Annotated in this window: 21 protein-coding genes and 1 other annotated feature; of the genes, 18 read left to right on the forward strand and 3 right to left on the reverse strand. The window is 31.6% G+C overall.

Annotated elements, in window-relative coordinates:
* Positions 1 to 60 precede the first annotated feature (60 nt).
* From C3E89_RS03200 to rsmI, 13 genes are all read left to right on the forward strand, one after another.
* Positions 61 to 708: a 50S ribosomal protein L25 gene (locus C3E89_RS03200; RefSeq protein WP_236911052.1), complete on the forward strand. Its 648-nt coding sequence runs from the start codon at positions 61 to 63 to the stop codon at positions 706 to 708.
* A gap of 110 nt (positions 709 to 818) precedes the next feature.
* Entirely contained in the window at positions 819 to 1,292 is a 474-nt protein-coding gene (locus tag C3E89_RS03205; RefSeq protein ID WP_236911053.1) for a hypothetical protein, read from the forward strand.
* Between the two features lie 4 nt (positions 1,293 to 1,296).
* Complete coding sequence (gene amrA, locus C3E89_RS03210; protein WP_236911054.1) at positions 1,297 to 2,706, forward strand: AmmeMemoRadiSam system protein A; 1,410 nt, start codon at positions 1,297 to 1,299, stop codon at positions 2,704 to 2,706.
* Between the two features lie 12 nt (positions 2,707 to 2,718).
* Positions 2,719 to 3,693, forward strand: a complete 975-nt coding sequence (gene amrS / locus C3E89_RS03215) for an AmmeMemoRadiSam system radical SAM enzyme (protein WP_236911055.1) — start codon at positions 2,719 to 2,721, stop codon at positions 3,691 to 3,693.
* Positions 3,694 to 3,788: 95 nt separating this feature from the next.
* Positions 3,789 to 3,983 carry a sigma factor G inhibitor Gin gene (locus tag C3E89_RS03220; protein WP_236911056.1) on the forward strand — a complete coding sequence of 65 codons (195 nt, stop codon included), beginning with the start codon at positions 3,789 to 3,791 and terminating at the stop codon, positions 3,981 to 3,983.
* 68 nt (positions 3,984 to 4,051) lie between these two features.
* Positions 4,052 to 5,464, forward strand: coding sequence for an aminotransferase class I/II-fold pyridoxal phosphate-dependent enzyme (locus tag C3E89_RS03225; RefSeq protein ID WP_236911057.1), 1,413 nt, complete (start codon positions 4,052 to 4,054; stop codon positions 5,462 to 5,464).
* A 17-nt stretch (positions 5,465 to 5,481) separates the two neighbouring features.
* Positions 5,482 to 6,117 carry a dTMP kinase gene (gene tmk / locus C3E89_RS03230; RefSeq protein ID WP_272876557.1) on the forward strand — a complete coding sequence of 212 codons (636 nt, stop codon included), beginning with the start codon at positions 5,482 to 5,484 and terminating at the stop codon, positions 6,115 to 6,117.
* A complete protein-coding gene (locus C3E89_RS03235) occupies positions 6,114 to 6,440 on the forward strand; it encodes a cyclic-di-AMP receptor (protein WP_236911058.1) in 327 nt (108 codons plus the stop codon). Before tmk ends, C3E89_RS03235 begins: the two co-directional genes overlap by 4 nt.
* Positions 6,441 to 6,455: 15 nt before the next feature.
* Positions 6,456 to 6,740, forward strand: a complete 285-nt coding sequence (locus tag C3E89_RS03240) for a cyclic-di-AMP receptor (RefSeq protein ID WP_236911059.1) — start codon at positions 6,456 to 6,458, stop codon at positions 6,738 to 6,740.
* A 15-nt stretch (positions 6,741 to 6,755) separates the two neighbouring features.
* Entirely contained in the window at positions 6,756 to 7,733 is a 978-nt protein-coding gene (gene holB / locus C3E89_RS03245; protein WP_236911060.1) for a DNA polymerase III subunit delta', read from the forward strand.
* 5 nt (positions 7,734 to 7,738) lie between these two features.
* On the forward strand, positions 7,739 to 8,614 hold the full coding sequence (locus C3E89_RS03250; RefSeq protein WP_236911061.1) for a PSP1 domain-containing protein: 876 nt from the start codon (positions 7,739 to 7,741) through the stop codon (positions 8,612 to 8,614).
* A 100-nt stretch (positions 8,615 to 8,714) separates the two neighbouring features.
* A complete protein-coding gene (locus tag C3E89_RS03255) occupies positions 8,715 to 8,882 on the forward strand; it encodes a DUF362 domain-containing protein (protein WP_236911062.1) in 168 nt (55 codons plus the stop codon).
* Positions 8,883 to 8,943: 61 nt separating this feature from the next.
* On the forward strand, positions 8,944 to 9,777 hold the full coding sequence (gene rsmI / locus C3E89_RS03260) for a 16S rRNA (cytidine(1402)-2'-O)-methyltransferase (protein WP_236911063.1): 834 nt from the start codon (positions 8,944 to 8,946) through the stop codon (positions 9,775 to 9,777).
* Positions 9,778 to 9,807: 30 nt separating this feature from the next.
* On the opposite strand, the gene C3E89_RS03265 is transcribed toward rsmI, so the two are convergent.
* Positions 9,808 to 10,047 carry an AbrB/MazE/SpoVT family DNA-binding domain-containing protein gene (locus C3E89_RS03265; RefSeq protein ID WP_272876558.1) on the reverse strand — a complete coding sequence of 80 codons (240 nt, stop codon included), beginning with the start codon at positions 10,045 to 10,047 and terminating at the stop codon, positions 9,808 to 9,810.
* A gap of 136 nt (positions 10,048 to 10,183) precedes the next feature.
* Between C3E89_RS03265 and C3E89_RS03270 the strand changes: the two genes are divergently transcribed.
* The 4 genes from C3E89_RS03270 to C3E89_RS03285 all read left to right on the forward strand — a co-directional run bounded on the left by C3E89_RS03270 (position 10,184) and on the right by C3E89_RS03285 (position 14,246).
* Positions 10,184 to 11,179 (forward strand): DNA double-strand break repair nuclease NurA, encoded by a 996-nt coding sequence (locus tag C3E89_RS03270; RefSeq protein ID WP_236911065.1) that lies wholly within the window; start codon positions 10,184 to 10,186, stop codon positions 11,177 to 11,179.
* 12 nt (positions 11,180 to 11,191) lie between these two features.
* Positions 11,192 to 13,030, forward strand: coding sequence for an ATP-binding protein (locus C3E89_RS03275; RefSeq protein ID WP_236911066.1), 1,839 nt, complete (start codon positions 11,192 to 11,194; stop codon positions 13,028 to 13,030).
* Positions 13,031 to 13,146: 116 nt separating this feature from the next.
* Positions 13,147 to 13,728, forward strand: coding sequence for a nucleoside recognition domain-containing protein (locus tag C3E89_RS03280; RefSeq protein ID WP_236911067.1), 582 nt, complete (start codon positions 13,147 to 13,149; stop codon positions 13,726 to 13,728).
* Positions 13,722 to 14,246, forward strand: coding sequence for a spore maturation protein (locus C3E89_RS03285; protein ID WP_236911068.1), 525 nt, complete (start codon positions 13,722 to 13,724; stop codon positions 14,244 to 14,246). The genes C3E89_RS03280 and C3E89_RS03285 overlap by 7 nt, the downstream gene beginning before the upstream one ends.
* A 103-nt stretch (positions 14,247 to 14,349) precedes the next feature.
* Here C3E89_RS03285 and C3E89_RS03290 read toward each other — a convergent pair whose 3' ends face one another.
* Together C3E89_RS03290 and C3E89_RS03295 are read right to left on the reverse strand one after the other, a co-directional pair.
* Positions 14,350 to 15,375, reverse strand: coding sequence for a 3D domain-containing protein (locus C3E89_RS03290; protein WP_236911069.1), 1,026 nt, complete (start codon positions 15,373 to 15,375; stop codon positions 14,350 to 14,352).
* 299 nt (positions 15,376 to 15,674) lie between these two features.
* Entirely contained in the window at positions 15,675 to 15,995 is a 321-nt protein-coding gene (locus C3E89_RS03295; RefSeq protein WP_236911070.1) for a hypothetical protein, read from the reverse strand.
* Positions 15,996 to 16,228: 233 nt separating this feature from the next.
* Positions 16,229 to 16,471 (forward strand) — a binding site (T-box leader).
* 54 nt (positions 16,472 to 16,525) lie between these two features.
* Between C3E89_RS03295 and metG the strand changes: the two genes are divergently transcribed.
* The coding region (metG, locus tag C3E89_RS03300; RefSeq protein ID WP_236913431.1) for a methionine--tRNA ligase at positions 16,526 to 18,167 on the forward strand (1,642 nt) is incomplete at its 3' end.

The following is an 18,167-nucleotide window of genomic DNA, read 5'->3' on the forward strand; positions in this document are numbered from 1 at the left end:
AATATTGTCCATATCTGATATAAATATATTATATAATATATTTAGCAAGGAGGTAGCTACATGGCAGCGATTAAAATACAAGTAGAAAAAAGAACAGGACTAGGAAAAAACAAAGTTGATAAACTTCGTCAAGGAGACTTTGTGCCAGGAGTTTTATACGGCAAAGGTCAAGAAACAGAACATATTCAAGTAGGTAGACGAGATTTTGATAAGGTGTATAGAAGTGCTGGAATGAGTACTTTAATAGACTTAGACTTAGATGGGAATGTTGTACCTGTACTGATAAAGGAAGTACAAGTTCATCCCTTTAAAAAACAATATCTACATGTAGATTTTCAAAAACTTAATATGGATGAAACTGTTAAATTGACTATTCCTATCGTCTTAGTAGGTAGGGATAATATCGAATCAAAAGAAGGTATCTTAATGCAACAATTAGACGAAATTGAGATAGAATGTCTACCAATGGATATTCCTCAATCAATCGAAGTAGATGTATCTCATATCGATTACAATACACCTGTTTTTGTATCCGATTTAGATATTTTTGCTAATGAAGATATAGTTGTATTTAGAGAAGCAGATGATGTAATAGCTAGTCTAATAGAGCCTACATCAGAAGAAGAATTAGAAGAATTAGATGAAGATGTAGAAGAAGTCGATGTAGATGTTCCAGTAATAGGCGAAGAAGAATCAGAAGAAGAATAAAAACCAATAATGTAACTACAAAACAGATAAGCTTAAATTTTGCTTATCTGTTTTTTAATATTTGCCATTATCCTTTTATTCCATTAAAATAGGATTAAGGAGGAATGTCAATGGAACAGATAGTTGAAAGACAAGAAAAGTCGGTCTTTAGAACTTTTTTGGTAATTATAGTATTTGCAATCCTAATTGATTTTATTATTTTTTTAATGGATAGATATGTAGAAAACCTTTCCCCCTATGTTACCAATATAGCAATTATATTTCTAGTGGTAATAAGCTGCAGCTTTATACTCATCAAATATTTTTCTAAATACTCCTATATTATAGAAGGAGAACAACTCATATTTTATAGAGTTATAGGGAAAAGAAAATTTCACATATTAAGTATAGACAAGCCTAATATAACCTATATAAAACCTTATAAAGGAGACGAAAAATATAAATACAACTTTACCTTTAATAAAAAAGAAAAAGAAGTATATGTTGGAGGATTTATAGATAATAATAAAAAGATAAGCTTTATATTTATTCCCAATGAACAGATCTTGAAAGGATTAAAAAGAATGCTAAAAAGCAAGGAGTGAAAAAATGGGTAAAATACTATCAGCCTATCTATTTCCCCATCCTCCTATTATAGTTGAAGAAATTGGCAGAGGACAGGAAGATAGGGCTAAAAAAACCTTAGAAGGATCTATAAAATTGGCAAAGGATATAAAGGAGAAAAGGCCTAGTACAATAATTATCATAACACCCCATGGACCATTATTTAGAGATGCCATCTCCATATCAATAAAGGAATATTTAGAAGGGGATTTTGGAAATTTTGGAGCAGCTAATGTAAGAATTAAATTTCAAAATAATCTAGAACTAGTAAATAATATTATTAAAAAAAGTGGTATAGAAAATATTCCCATTGCAAAAATTGACGAAGAATTGGCTAAAGACTTTGATATCAGTTTAAAACTAGACCATGGAGCCTTAGTACCTTTATACTTTGTGGATAAAGAGTATAAAGATTTCAAACTTATCCACATAACCTATGGTCTACTATCCCCTAAGGAATTATTTATTTTTGGACAATTAATCCAAAGGTTAGTATTAGAATCGGAAGAAGAGGCGGTATTTATTGCCAGTGGAGATCTTTCCCATAAATTATCTAATAAAGGACCTTATTCTTATTCTCCTTACGGAGAAAAATTTGATAAAAAAGTAGTTGAGCTTTTAAGAATGGGAGATTTTAAATCCATAGTTTCCTTTGACCTAAGCCTAAGTGAAAGGGCTGGTGAATGTGGTCTTCGTTCTCTTATGATACTTTCTGGATTTTTAGATGGGTTTAAAATAGAACCTGAAATTCTATCCTATGAAGGTCCTTTTGGAGTAGGCTATTGTAATGCAAAATTTTCAGTATTAAACAAGGAGGCCGGAAACAAAATATTGGAAGACTTAATTCAGATAGAAAAAGAAAAGGTTGCCAAAACTAGAAAAGAAGAAGATGAATATGTAAAGTTAGCCAGAGCTAGTTTAGAACATTATGTAAAATATAAGGAAAGAATAAAAGTTCCTGATAATTTAAGTGAAGAATTATTAAGTAGTAGGCGTGGAGCCTTTGTAACCATAAAAAAGGATGGAATGTTAAGAGGATGTATAGGCACCATAGAACCTACACAGATAAATTTAGCAACTGAGATAATTGAAAATGCCATTAGCGCCGGATTGAAAGATCCCCGTTTTGACCCAGTAGAGGAGGAAGAACTGTCTGAGTTAGTATATTCAGTAGATGTACTGATGAAACCCGAACCTATTTCTTTTTTGGAAGAACTAGATGTAGAAAAATATGGAGTAATAGTATCTAAGGGATTTAGAAAAGGGCTGTTATTGCCTAATATAGAAGGAGTAGACACTCCCCAAGAACAGGTTAGAATAGCCTTAAATAAAGCAGGCATACCAGAATACGAGGATTATAAACTAGAACGTTTTGAGGTAATAAGGCATTTTTAAGGGGGTAATATTATGGAATGTATGTATTATGAAAAAAAAGAAAAAAATATAGTAAAATGTCATCTTTGTCCTCATAACTGCACTATCCAAGATGGAAATATAGGAATTTGTAAAGCTAGGAAAAATATAAATGGGATCCTTATATCCTTAAATTATGGGAAAATTACTTCTTATGCCTATGATCCCATAGAGAAGAAACCATTATACCATTTCTATCCTGGTTCAAATATTCTATCTATAGGAAGCTTCGGTTGTAATCTGGCCTGCGATTTTTGTCAAAATTGGGAAATAGCCCATGAAGATTCTCTTACTATGGAGATAGAAGATGAGGATATTATCCTATTGGGGAAATCTAGGGATTCTATTGGTATTGCTTATACCTATAACGAACCTAGTATTTCCTATGAATATGTATACCATATGGCCAAGTTAGCCAAAAGACATAAGTTAAAAAATGTATTGGTAACCAATGGATATATAAATGAAGAACCTTTAAAACAATTGTTACCCCATATTGATGGCATGAATATAGATTTAAAGTCCATAGAAGAAGATTATTATAGAAGGATATGTAAAGGAAAATTAGAACCAGTACAGAAGACTATTGAATTAGCAGCCAAATCCACCCATGTAGAAATAACCACTTTGATTATAGAAGGAGAAAATGACTCTGATGATGAAATAAATAGATTAGCTCAGTGGATTAGAAGTATAGATAAAAGCATACCTCTCCATCTATCTAAATATTTTCCTGCTTATAAGATGAAATCACCTGAAACTACCTATGATACATTATTAAGAGCCAAAAAAATTGCTAAAAAATATTTAGATTATGTATATATAGGAAATGTATGGGGCATTGATAACAACACTTATTGTCCCAATTGTTCTAGTCAGGTTATCAGTAGGTACGATAGGGGAGAAATTAATGGTATAAGGGATAGAAAATGTATTAAATGTGGTGAAAAGATAAATATTTCATATTAAATTTTATCTAGCCAAGCACAAAAGGGATTTTCCCTGAATAGTATATAATAATGAGGCAATAATCCTAGTAAATACATTAGCAAGGGGCTGATTATGTGAATTGCAAACTATGTAATCAAAAGGCAAGGAATGGTATTAATTTACTAGGGACAAATCTATGCAGTGAATGTTTTACTGCTATAGCAACTATTTCCATATCCAATAAAAAGTACGATTATTATAAAGAGAAAATGAAGTTAATTTTAAAAAAATATATATACAGTAAGATAATCTTAAACCCCGTAGAATAAAATACGGGGTTAAAACTTTTAGTAAATATTATATAATTAATATAAATATTATAGGCAGGTGAAAATTAATGGAAACACCTATTTTTGATGAAATAAAGAAATTATTAGATAAAAACCCAATATCCTTCCATACTCCAGGACATAAAGGAAAAAACACTTTAATAAATTGGGAAGAATTTGTTCCCCAATTAGATATAACAGAGTTATATGGAATGGACAACCTTCATGATCCAAGAGGTATTATTAAAGAAAGTCAATTTTTAGCAGCAGAAACCTTTGGATCAAAAACTACTCTATACTCTATCAATGGAACTACAGGAGGAATTTACATAGCTTTGGGAACAATAACCAATCCGGGAGATAAGATATTAATTCAAAGAAATTCTCATAAATCTATATATAATGGAGCTATTTTAAATAGGTTGGAAATAGAATACATATATCCAAATTATAATAAAAACTATGGGTTATTTACAGGAGTAGATCTGGATATAATAGAAAAAAAACTGAAAGAATCTCCAGAAATAAAAGCAATAGTTTTAACCTATCCAGATTACTATGGAATCTGTTCCAATATAAAAAGGGTAGCTGAATTAGCCTATAGATATGATAAACTATTATTAATAGATGAAGCTCATGGCAGCCATTTTGTCTTTTCGGAAAGACTACCTATATCTGCTCTAAAAGCAGGAGCAGATATAACGGTACAAAGTATCCATAAAACTTTACCTAGCTTTACTCAAACCTCTATGATTCATGTTGGTTCAAATCGGGTAAATATAGAAAAATTAAAAACTATGTCCTCCCTCTACCAGACAACCAGCCCTTCTTACTTGTTTATGGTTTCTCTAGAAATTGCAAGGGCCTATATGGAAGGAGAAGGTAAGCTAAAACTAGAAAGAAATCTAAAAAAAATCCATGAATTAACAAAAGAATTGAAAAAAGTCCCAAGAGTTAACTTGTTTACTGGAGATAAAGAGGATAAAACCATCTTTGACAAAGATATTACCAAAATACTATTTAGAATAGATGGAATAACAGGACCTAGGTTAAGTGAGATATTAAGGGAGAAGTACAATATTTATCTAGAAATGGAAGACTACAAATATTGTCTAGCATTAACTAGTCTGATGAACCAAGAAAGGGATTTTGATTTTCTAATAAAGGCTGTAGAAGATATAGCAAAAAATATACCCTATGAAGAAACTAAAGATATAAATATAGAGATACCAAAACCTAAAATAGGCTTGCCAATCTATAAAGCCTTTTATAGGGAAAAAAAGGTTTTGAATTTAAATGACTCTATAGGAAAACTATCAGCTTCTTTTATAATCCCATATCCACCAGGGATACCCCTTATATGTCCAGGAGAATTAATTACTAAAGACTTAATAGAATATATCTGGTTTTTAATGGATAAGGGTATAGAAATTATAGGGCTTATAGGCTATAATAGAGAAAAGATAGAAGTAGTAGATTAGAAGGGAATGACTTAATATTGAAAGGAATATTTATAACATTAGAAGGGCCCGATGGATCTGGGAAAAGTACTATTATGAAACATATAGTGACCTACTTAAAAGATAAAAAAGCGGATTTTATATGGACTAGAGAACCAGGTGGAACAGAAATAGGAGAAAAAATTAGAAATATTATATTAGATGAAGAAAATAAAAGTATGGCTGCTGAAACGGAGGCCCTTCTTTACGCTGCATCAAGAGGTCAGCATGTACAGGAGAAGATTTTGCCAGCTTTGAAGGAAGGAAAAATTGTTCTTTGTGAAAGGTTTATCCTTTCAAGTTTGGCTTATCAAGGGGTAGGTAGAAAATTAGGCATAGAAGAAGTAAAGATGATAAACGATTTTGCCATCAAAGGCATTAGACCAGACTTAACTTTGTTCTTTCATGTAGATCCAGGAACTACTCTTAATAGAAAGACTGAAGAAAAAGGAGGAGATAGATTAGAAAAAGAGGGAATAGATTTTCATAGAGAAGTATATGATGGATATATGAAACTATTAAATATGTATCCAGAGAACACTCAAGTAATAGATGCCACTAAATCTATAGAAGAAGTATTTAAGCAAAGCATTTATTATATAGAGAATATCCTTAAGAGGAGGAATGAAAAATGAAACTAATAATCGCCATAGTTCAAGACCAAGATGCACCAGGTCTAGTAGATGATCTTATGGAAAGAGAATATAGAGTTACAAAATTAGCTTCTACAGGAGGATTTTTAAAGTCTGGGAATACTACCCTTTTAATGGGAGTAGAAGACGATTCAGTTGATGAGGTAATAAGGATAATTGAAGAAAATTGTAAAACTAGAGATATTACCACCTCTTTATTAACTGTATCCATGCCAGGAGATACCTATATACCTTATCCATTAGAGGTAAAAGTTGGAGGAGCCACCTTGTTTATATTAGATGTGGAAAAGCATATTAAAATATAATTGGGAGGAATAAGAATGAAACTTATAGTTGCCATAGTTCAAGATGATTATTCATCAAAGGTTATAAAAAGCCTTATGAATAAAAAATATAGGACTACTAAGCTATCTTCTACAGGAGGTTTTTTAAAATCTGGTAATACAACTCTTTTAATAGGAGTAGATGATAAAAAAGTAGACGATGTTGTAAAAACCATAGAAGAAGAATGTAAAGGCAAAAAAGTTAAGAAGGAAAACGAAGAGATAAATATAGGTGGTGCAAATATATTTATATTGAATATGGAAGATTTTAAGAAGATATAGTTTTGGGGGAATTTCATGGACTTTAGTAAAATAATCGGACACCAAAGAATTATAGAGAATTTAAGAAATTCTATAGAGAAAGGTTATATATCTCATTGCTATTTATTTGAGGGAGAAGAATCATTAGGTAAAAAAAAGGTAGCCTTAGCTTTAGCAAAAACTCTACTTTGTAAAGAACAAGACCTTGAACCTTGTAATAGGTGTAATTCATGTTTGAAATTCGATAATTGGAATCATCCAGATTTAAAATTAATAGAGCCAGAAAAAGGTATAATTAAGAAAAAGGTAATCGATGATTTAATTAAACATATTAATATAGCTCCCTATGAGAGCAAAAGAAGGATAATAATTATAGACGATAGCCATGAAATGAGGATGGAGGGACAAAATGCCTTATTAAAAACTTTAGAAGAGCCTCCATCCTATATTAATATTATATTGATAACTTCTAATAGCAACAATCTTATACCTACAATATTGTCTAGATGTCAAATAATAAAGTTTTATCCCGTAGAAAATGAAAAAATTGTGAAATTATTAAGTACAAAATATGACAAAACCATAGAAGAAGCTAATTTTATTGCTAATTTTACTAAAGGAAGTGTAGGCAAATCTATCACTTTATGTCAATCTGAGGACTTTTTTAAAAAACGAAATGAAATTATTGATATAATCCATAGTATAATAAAGGGAGATAAGGCTAGGATATTTAACTCCATAGATTTTTTTATCAAAAACAAAGAAGATTATGAGGAAATATTAGATATTATTCTCTATTGGTTTAGAGATATAATGATATATAAGCAAGTCGGAGACTCAAGCCTTATAATAAATAGGGATAAAATTCCTTTATTATCTGATGTATCCTATTTAAATATTGAACGGATTAATGATATAATAGATAATATAGTAGATACAAAACAAAATATTGACAGGAATGTAAATTACCAACTAGCTATAGAGACAATGTTTTTAGAAATGCAGGAGGTTTAAAATATATGATAACAGTAGTAGGTGTAAGGTTTAAAAAGGCAGGAAAGATATATTATTTTGATCCTGATGAGTTTGACATAAATAAGGATGATTATGTAGTAGTAGAAACGGCTAGAGGAGTAGAATTTGGACATGTAATAGTAGGCCCAAAGCAGGTAACAGAAGAGGAAATAGTACCACCTTTGAAAAAGGTACTCCGGGTAGCTGAAGAGGAGGATTTTATAATTCATCAAAACAACAAAGATAAAGCTCAAGAAGCCTTTAAAATCTGTCAACAAAAAATAGAGGAACATAATCTAGAAATGAAATTAGTAGATGTAGAATATACTTTTGACAACAATAAGGTTATTTTTTATTTTACTGCTGATGGTAGAGTGGATTTCAGAGAATTGGTAAAGGATCTAGCAGCTATCTTCAAGACTAGGATAGAGTTAAGACAAATTGGTGTAAGGGATGAAGCTAAAATGGTAGGAGGACTAGGCCCTTGTGGTAAGCCAGTATGCTGTACTACCTTTTTAGGAGAATTTGAACCTGTTTCTATAAAGATGGCCAAGGAACAAAGCTTATCTTTAAATCCTACTAAGATTTCTGGATTATGTGGAAGGCTTATGTGTTGTTTAAAATACGAGCAGGAAACATATGAAAAATTATTGGAGAAGATGCCTACAGTAGGAACTATAGTCATAACTCCTGAAGGCAAAGGAACTATAATAGATACTTATACTCTATTGGAAATGGTGAAGGTCAAAGTAAAACTTGATGATGATTCTGAGGAATTATTTAATCATAAAGTAGATGAAATAATTATTACAAATGAGAGGGACCCTCAGTATACCGATGAAGTAGATGGGGAAGAAGAAGATCTGGAAAATTTGGAATAAAAAATAATTATTAATTTATTATATTTACCCTTTTATTATTGAGAGTAATCTGATAAAATTATATCGTAGCATTAGACAAGCAATTTGGGGGGTGAAACATTTGGCATATAAAATTACCGATGCGTGTATTGCGTGTGGAGCTTGTGAGGCTGAATGCCCTACTGAAGCTATCAGTGCAGGAGATATCTATGTAATTGATCCAGAAAAATGTATTGACTGTGGTTCTTGTGCTAACGTATGTCCAGTAGATGCACCTCAACCAGAATAATAACCCAAAATAGAAAAGACCCTGTGCAGGGTCTTTTTTAGTAATGTTAAGGAGAATAAAAATGAACAAAGGAATTCTTTATATATGTCCTACTCCAATAGGTAATTTGGAGGATATAACCCTTAGAACCATAAGAATATTGAAAGAAGTAGATTTAATAGCAGCAGAAGATACAAGACATACTATTAAACTTTTAAATCATTATAATATAAAAAAACCTTTAATATCCTATCACGAACATAATAAAAAATCTAAGGGAGATTTATTGATAGAAAAGTTAAAATCTGGGCAAGACATTGGAATTGTTACTGATGCAGGAATGCCTGGCATATCGGACCCAGGAGAAGATATTATCCATCTGAGTATACAAAATGGAATAGAGGTTATAGTTTTACCAGGACCCACAGCTTCTATTGCTGCATTAGTAGTTTCAGGTCTTCCTACAGATAAATTTGTTTTTGAAGGCTTCCTTCCATCTAAAAAGAAAGATCGGATAAAAGAATTAGAAAGATTAAAAGACGAAACAAGGACTATAATCCTTTATGAGGCTCCCCATAGACTATTAAGCCTTTTAATGGATATGGAAAAGGTTTTAGGCAATAGACAAATATCTATATCGAGAGAATTGACCAAGATACATGAAGAAACCTTTAGAGGGTACATATCCGAAGGTATAGAAAAATTTGAAGCCCAAAAGCCTAAGGGGGAGTTTGCTCTAATAGTAAAAGGGGCAGAAATAAAAGAGGAGGACTTATTTCAAAATATAAGTATAAAAGAACATATAAAATTATATATGGAGGAAGGTCTATCTAAAAAAGATGCAGTGAAAAAGGTAGCTGAGGATAGGAGGATGTCTAAGAATTTAGTCTATAGGGAGAGCATTGAAATAGAATAAAAAAACCCGTCATATAGGCGGGTATTAAGGTTACTTTCTAAGGTCTTCCATACAGGAAGGACATATGTTTTTACCTTTAAAGGTAGTAACATCCTTAGCTTGTCCACAAAAGATACAAGCAGGAGCATATTTTTTTAGAATTATATGTTCTCCATCAACAAATATTTCTAATGCATCCTTTACCTCAATGTCTAGATTCCTTCGTAATTCAATAGGTATAACAACTCTACCTAATTCGTCTACTTTTCTTACTATTCCAGTTGATTTCATAATCATTCCTCCTATTTTGATGGTCATAATCGACTTTTTTCTACAATAAAAGAATACCATAACTACCAAAATAAGTCAATACAAAATGTTAAAATATATACAATATATTTGTTATCATCCCATAAGAGGTGAGAAAATGTATAATATTAATGAAGAATTAAAGGATAAGATAGTATATTTAAATCAAATTTTATTAGACAAATATAAGGAATTATTATCTTTAGATAAAAAATTCATTAGAAATTTCATAGAAGAAAATGTAGGGCCCATAAAAAAGATAGTAAAATTAACAGCAGATGAATTAGCTTGTTATTCAGAAAAGGGAGGTATATTAGGAGTAGATGGTTCTAATAATAGGATGGGAGGAGCCTATCCCCATTTTGTAGAAGTCTATCAAGGTTTAGCTAAATCTACCATATATAGAGACAAACCCATATATAAAACTGATTTCTATACTCCTTTATATTCTGAAAAAGAAGAAAATAATATTTTAGAAAATACTATGGAAAGGGATCAATCCATCAGAAGTCAAAAGCTTTCAACCATAGAGGTAGAGGTAGCATTGGAGGGGGTTCGTGAACTCAAACCCTATGCAGTAATAATGGATGGCTCTCTTATTAGATACTATATAGAAAGTTTCGATAAATGGATGGAACTTAGGAAAGAATGTGAAGAAAAAAATATTATATTAATAGGAGTAATAAAGGACATAAAAACTTCTATAATAGGAGATTTACTCTTAAAGGATAAATCCCTACCTATAAAGGAGTCTCTCCATGATAGAGAATTATTATATGGTTTATTAGAATATGGAGAAATGGTCCCCATTCAATCGGAAGTTGCTAAGAAAGCTGAAGAAGGATTATCATCATTATTTATGAGGGGTTCCGATGCTCCTAATGTAATAGGAATGGATATATTAGATAGTCAAAGAGATTATTTAGAAGAGATGGCCAGACTGGTACTGACTTTAACTCCTAAAGACGGTAGAGGAGTTCCCCTTTGGATAGATATAATAGATAGGGAAGTGCGAATACCTGATGAGATGATAAGAGGATTATTAGAATCCTATTTAGATAGAGAAATACTAGAGAAATTCTTTATTTCTGAAAGGGATAAAAGAACATTATAGGAGGGGAAAAGGATGAAGGTAGTTGGTATTACTACTCAACAAGAAGTATATGTAGGTTCCAAAGACAGGAATTTTAGAATTAATGAATTTTTAATTATAGTAGACCCTTATCAAGGAGATTTAATAGGGGAAGTGGTAGAGGCTAAAACCTATAATAGGTATATGCCCTTAAGTATGCATGGTGAGCTAGCTGATAGTTCTGTCATAGAGTCTTTGAAGGCAATAGGATATAATATAGAAGAGGATACCATATATATTGGAAAGATAAGGCTTTTAAACGAAGCTCTATACCCAGTAGAAACAGGCTCTAATGTAAGAGTTCCCATCTTTGAAGAAGTCAAAGATCTAATGATAAAATCTTCCCCTGAGGAAGGGCTAGTATTAGGTATTATAAAGAATACAGATCAAATGGCGGCTAATATGGATGAAGAATTTAACGAATTACTATATACCTTTGAAGAAGGAGAACTGAAAAAACAAAGGGATATTCCCTATATATTCGATATAAAATCTATGCATCAATATCCCCATATTGGAGTATTTGGTGGTTCTGGATCAGGGAAGTCTTTTGGCCTTAGAGTTGTTTTAGAGGAATTAATGGATTTAAATATTCCTACTATAGTATTGGATCCCCATTTTGAAATGGACTTTAGCCAAATAGGAGAATATATGCCTAAGGAGAAAATAAAAGATTATAAAGACAGATTCAAATGTTTACAAGTAGGATTCCATGTAGGTGTTCGTTTTGAGGATTTATCCCATCAAGACATTAAAAATCTACTAGATGCATCTAGTCCATTGACGGATGCTATGAGTAATGTTGTAGATATACTATTTAAAAGAAACGATTCCTATAATAGCTTTCATAATAGACTTAAAATGCTGGCAGAAGCCCAAGAGGAAGGCTCATTAGATAGAATAGTTAGAAGAATAGAAGAAAGTAGTCCAGGACTAGAAAAAGAAGGTTGGCAAAAGAGGAAGGAAGTATATTTAAACTATGATAAAACATGTCCCTATAGTTCTGTTAGAGGAATTATTTGGAGATTGAATAGGTTAGACAATGAAGGAATATTTAGTAAAGATATTAAACCCATTGAAGAAGGCTTACATATGGGGAAATTAATTGTAATACAAGGGAACACTAGGATACTTCAAGTATTTAGCACCTATCTATTAAACAATCTATACCATAAGAGAAGGGATTATAAGGATGCCATATATAAAAATACTACAGCAGATTATTTCCCGCCTTTCATTGTAGTAACAGACGAAGCTCATAATTTTGCGCCAAAAGGCTATGATTCGCCATCTAAATCCATATTAAAGGAGATATCCCAAGAGGGTAGAAAGTATGGAGCTTTTTTAATACTAGCTACTCAACGGCCAACTTTATTAGATGAAACTATAACAGCTCAATTGAATACCAAATTTATATTTAGAACTGTAAGAGCTTCGGATATACAGACAATAAAAGAGGAAACGGATATTACAGAAGAAGAAGCTAGAAGATTACCTTATTTGAGAACAGGAGATGTATTTATATCTGAAGCCTCCATGGGAAGGACTATATTCGCTAGGATTAGGGCAGCTAATACTACTAGTCCTCATAGGGAAAATCCTTTTGATGAATTAAAAAATAAAACTGTAGAAGATGATAATAAATTTTTACAAATAATAGAGGATAAACTTCCAATTAATGGAGATGATTTTATTAATATAATAAAAGAAATAGAATCGGAAACAGGCCTTACTTATCCTATAGGACTATTTGAAGAAAAGCTGAATAACTTAGTAGACAAAGGTCAATTAAAAAAAGAAAAAACTCCATTTTTCAACATATATAAAAAATAAGTTTCTATTTATCGTGCCAGGTATATATAATTATTAAATATTTACAAACTATCCTTTGAATAATTATAAATATTAATCAAACTCCTTTCATATATTTCTATGAAAGGGGTTTTTTTATGATTAACACCATATGGTTTCTAATGATATTTGTTGGTATTTTATATGGGGTTTTTACAGGGAACCTAGGAGAGATAAATAATATCATATTAAAGGAAGCACAGGAAGGGGTCACCTTTGCAATAAGTCTCATTGGCATTATGTGTTTTTGGCTGGGTATTATGAATGTTGCAGAAAAATCTGGGCTTATAAAAAGTATATCAAAAGGATTTAGACCTATAATAAGGTTACTATTTCCTAATATCCCCAAAGGTCATCCAGCTGAAAGATGGATATTGATGAATTTTATAGCCAATATGTTTGGTGTAGGAAATGGTGCCACAGCTTTTGGCTTAAAGGCGATGAAGGAATTAAATAGTTTAAACCCAGATAAAAGGAGAGCCACCAATGCCATGGCTATGTTTTTGATAATAAATATGTCTTCACTACAATTAGTGCCTTTAACTGTAGTAAAACTTAGATATGATTATGGCTCTAAGGATCCTACAGGAATAATAGGTATAACCATATTAGCCACCTTTTTATCAACCGTTGTAGCTATAATAGTTGGAAAAATATTTGAAAGGGGAAGGAAATGTTAGAAATTATCTCTTTAGGAATTGTGCCATTTATGGTACTAATAATCCTTAGTCATGGATATATAAAGGGTATAGATATTTACACTACCTTTACTGAGGGAGCAGTAGAAGGTTTTAAAACTGCTATTAAGATTATGCCCTATTTAATTGCTATATTTATAGCTATAGGTATATTTAGAGGTTCCAGTGCTCTTGATATGTTTACCAATCTTTTAAGTCCTATAACTAAATTACTTGGTATACCAAAGGAAATCCTTCCTTTGATATTAATTAGACCCATATCAGGATCTGGGGCATTAGGAGTAGTCAAGGATACCATAGGCCATTATGGGCCAGATTCCTTTCCAGGAGTAGTGGCTTCTGTAATGATGGGTTCATCAGAGACAATATTCTATACAATCGCCTTATACTTTGGCTCCATAGGAGTAAAAGATCATAAACACACATTAAAGGCAGCCCTAATATCCTACATAATATCTATTTTTATAACAATATTCATATGTGGAATTTTTTACAATTAACAATCTTTGGCAATGGACAGTTCACAGTTCACAATTTTTAGAGTCTAGCTTTTGGGTTTTAAGGCGACCAAAGGTCGCCCTAACAATTGTGCATTGTTTCAAACTAGTCTAATATATAAACTTTTACTTTACGTCTACCAAAGTTTTTGACCTCACTAGCTGTATTAAAAAATAAGTCAATTTTATTTCCTTTAATAGCTCCACCTGTGTCCTCAGCTATACATAAACCATAATCTTTGGTACCGTCAAGGCTTTCTACATACAATCTTGTGCCCAAGGGTATTACATTTGGATCTACTGCTACAACTCCAGATCTGGCTTTAGTACCAGATGCTGTAATACCATAATACCTATCTCCAGGTCTTTTACCAGTGCTTTGGTAAGATAGATCATATGCTGTTGCTGTCATAGTAATAGCTTTTCTATACCTTATATTTCCTCTAGAAGAAGCTAAAGTGTTCCTTGTTCCTTTTTCAATGATTTTAGGAATAGGTTCTATAATAGTTTCTTCTTCTATAATATTTTCTGCAATAAGTTTACCATTTTCAAATACTTTCTTTATCTTTATACTTTTTAATCCTTCTTTTCCTTCTTGGATGGTATTTTCTACACCTATATCTAGTCTGTCATTTTTTTTAATCATCTTTTCATAAGGAATGGATTCTTCCAATTCCTCTATTACCTCTTCTACCTTGACAATTTCAATTTCTGAGCCAGGTGAAGTCTCCTCATCAAGGCTAGGGTAGGTGTAGTCCAAATCTTCCAGTTCAATGTTTAAATCCTTTAGTATATCTTGGACCTTAACATGAACCGATTCAACCTCATACCTTTTATCTCCAATTGCCAATGTATAAGGTTTAGGTGTTTTTATAATTATGTTCATATTATTTTCTAACCTAGTGTCCAAGGGAACGTTGATATATGCATCCTTATCTAAAATAATATCTTCTAATTTAAGTAATTGTTCTACTGTATCAGCATAGGTTACTACCTTTTTTTGTTCATCATCTATTGATATGGTAATATCCTTAGCTGTATGCATATATACTCCCAAAGATAAACTTGCAGTTATAGCGAGGACAGTCAACATTTTAAAATGGTTAGCCTTTTTGGCTGTAAATTCTTCCATGTTTTTTACCTCCTATATTTTGACTAGATAGTATTCTATTCAAAAAGGATTTTACTGTCAAATTTTTGCCCATTATTTTCCAGCAAAAAGTTAAAAAATAGTTTCAAATATATTTTTTATTTATTATTTCCCATATTATTCAATATATTCTGTAAGTTTTAAAAGATTGGTAAAATTCGGCATTACAAATCTTTTAAATGTTATAATTTTACATTTCGAAGGTTTAGTATTATTAATCAAAGGAGAAATGTTAAGTTTTTGTAATAATAAAGAAATGTCCTCTTGTTGAGGACATTTCTTTATTTCATTTCTTCAGGATAATAGGTAGCTGATCCATCCATATTAGCATCCCCATAATACATATCCATTGGATACTCAGGGTACATCGGATAATGACCACATTGCATCATACAAACTCTAACACAATCTCTAAACCTAGGATCCATCATAGGACATGGCATATATGGCATGTAGGGATCCATTGGCATAGGCATATATGGTTCTACTGGCATAGGTTCATAGGGCATAGGTTCTGGTTCATAAGGTTTTGGCCTACATGGATCCATTGGATATAGAGGTGGTACCGCTGGATGCTTTTGTTCATAATCTTGTGAATACATAATATCACTCCTTTTATAACGAATAGGAAAGTTCTCACTTATAAAATATTAAATAAAAGAACTTTCCGTTATGAGTTTCAAGAAAAGCTTCTTTAATAATATTTTGATAGAAGCTTTTCTTATATAACTAATATCATTATATGTATAAGGCAAAGGCTGGTCACAATAAATATTTTAGCTTGACAAAACTAAAATTTTCCTGTATATTGTTTAAGTAAATAAACCAGTATATAATAAAGGTAATGAAGGGAAGAGTAGGTTTAATCAGAGACTTTAGAGAGCTGGGGTCGGTGAAAGCCAGCGTTGAAGATTAATCTGAACATGGCCCCTAAACTTTACAGTTGAAATTTAGTAAACTGTAGCGGAAGCACCCGTTATCATGTGCCCGGTTATACTAGTGTAACCTATGGAGGTTTAAACTGCGAAGTTTAAACGAATTAGAGTGGTAACACGAATTTCAAACCTTCGTCTCTATATAGAGATGAGGGTTTTTTTGATATTAACAAGAAAATAAATTAATAGAAGGAGGAATAGATGTGAAAAAGTTTTATATAACAACACCAATATATTATCCTAGTGATAATCTGCATATAGGTCATACCTATACCACTATAGCAGCAGATACATTAAAAAAATTTAAAATAGCTCAAGGCTATGATGCCTATCTTGTAACTGGATCTGATGAACATGGGCAAAAGATTCAAGAAAAGGCAAAAGAACATAATATGGAACCGAAAGAATATGTAGACGGAATAGTAAAAGATATAAAGAAACTCTGGAATATGCTAGGAGTATCCTATGATAAATTTATAAGGACAACTGACAAGGATCATGAAAAGGTAGTACAAAAGATATTTCAAAAGCTATATGAAAAAGGGGATATCTACAAATCTAATTATGAAGGTTTATATTGCACTCCCTGTGAAGCTTTCTGGGCAGAGAGCCAATTAGTTGATGGAAAATGTCCAGACTGTGGCAGAGAAGTCCACCTAGCTAAAGAAGAAGCATATTTTTTCAAACTATCTAAGTATAAGGATAGAATAATCCAACTTTATAAAGACAATCCACAATTTTTACAGCCAGAATCAAGAAAAAATGAAATGCTAAATAATTTCTTAAAAGAAGGATTAGAAGATCTTTGTGTATCCAGAACTAGTTTTGATTGGGGAATTAAGGTACCCTTTGATCCTAAACACGTAGTATACGTATGGATAGATGCCCTATCCTGCTATATTACTGCCTTAGGTTATGGAACAGAAAATGATGAAAAATTCAAGAAGTATTGGCCTGCAAATGTTCATCTAGTCGGTAAAGAAATAGTTAGATTCCACACAATAATATGGCCTGCATTATTAATGGCTTTAGATTTAGAACTACCTCATAAGGTATTTGGCCATGGCTGGATATTATTTGAAGATGATAAGATGTCAAAATCTAAAGGTAATGTAATATATCCAGAACCGTTAATAGAGCTTTACGGCATAGATGCATTTAGATACTTCCTGTTAAGAGAGTTTTCCTTTGGCCAAGATGGATCTTTCTCAAGGGAGAAATTTTTACAAAGGCTTAACTCGGATTTAGCCAATGATTTAGGAAATTTAGTCAGTAGAACTGTTACCATGGTAGAAAAATATAATGGAGGTCTTCTTCCTTCCCCTACAAAAGAAGAGGATATTGATAAATCTTTAATAGACTTGGCTACAAAAGCAGCAGAAAAGGTAGAATATAATATGGATGAACTAAATTATAGCCAGGCCTTAGAAGAAATATGGAAAGTAGTTAGAAGGACCAATAAATATATAGATGAAACATCACCTTGGATATTGGCCAAAGAAGAAGATAAAGAAAGACTTAATACTGTATTGTATAATTTAACTGAAAGTATAAGGATCATAGGGTTGCTTTTAAGTCCATTTATGGAGAGGACTTCTAATGAAATATTAAAACAAATTGGATTTAACCATAATATTAATTGGCAAGATGCAAAAGAATGGGGTAAAATAGAACCAGGAACTAAATTAGAAAAAGGGAAAGTCTTGTTCCCAAGATTGGATATAGAAAAAGAATTAAACAGGCTAAACGAAGCCAATCAAAAATTAATTGAACAAAGGAGCAATAAGAAAATGGAAGAGTTTATAACCATAGGCGATTTTGATAAAATACAATTAAAAG

The sequence above is a fragment of the Clostridium sp. Cult1 genome (genome assembly GCF_021655095.1).
Lineage (GTDB): Bacteria > Bacillota > Clostridia > Tissierellales > Tepidimicrobiaceae > Schnuerera.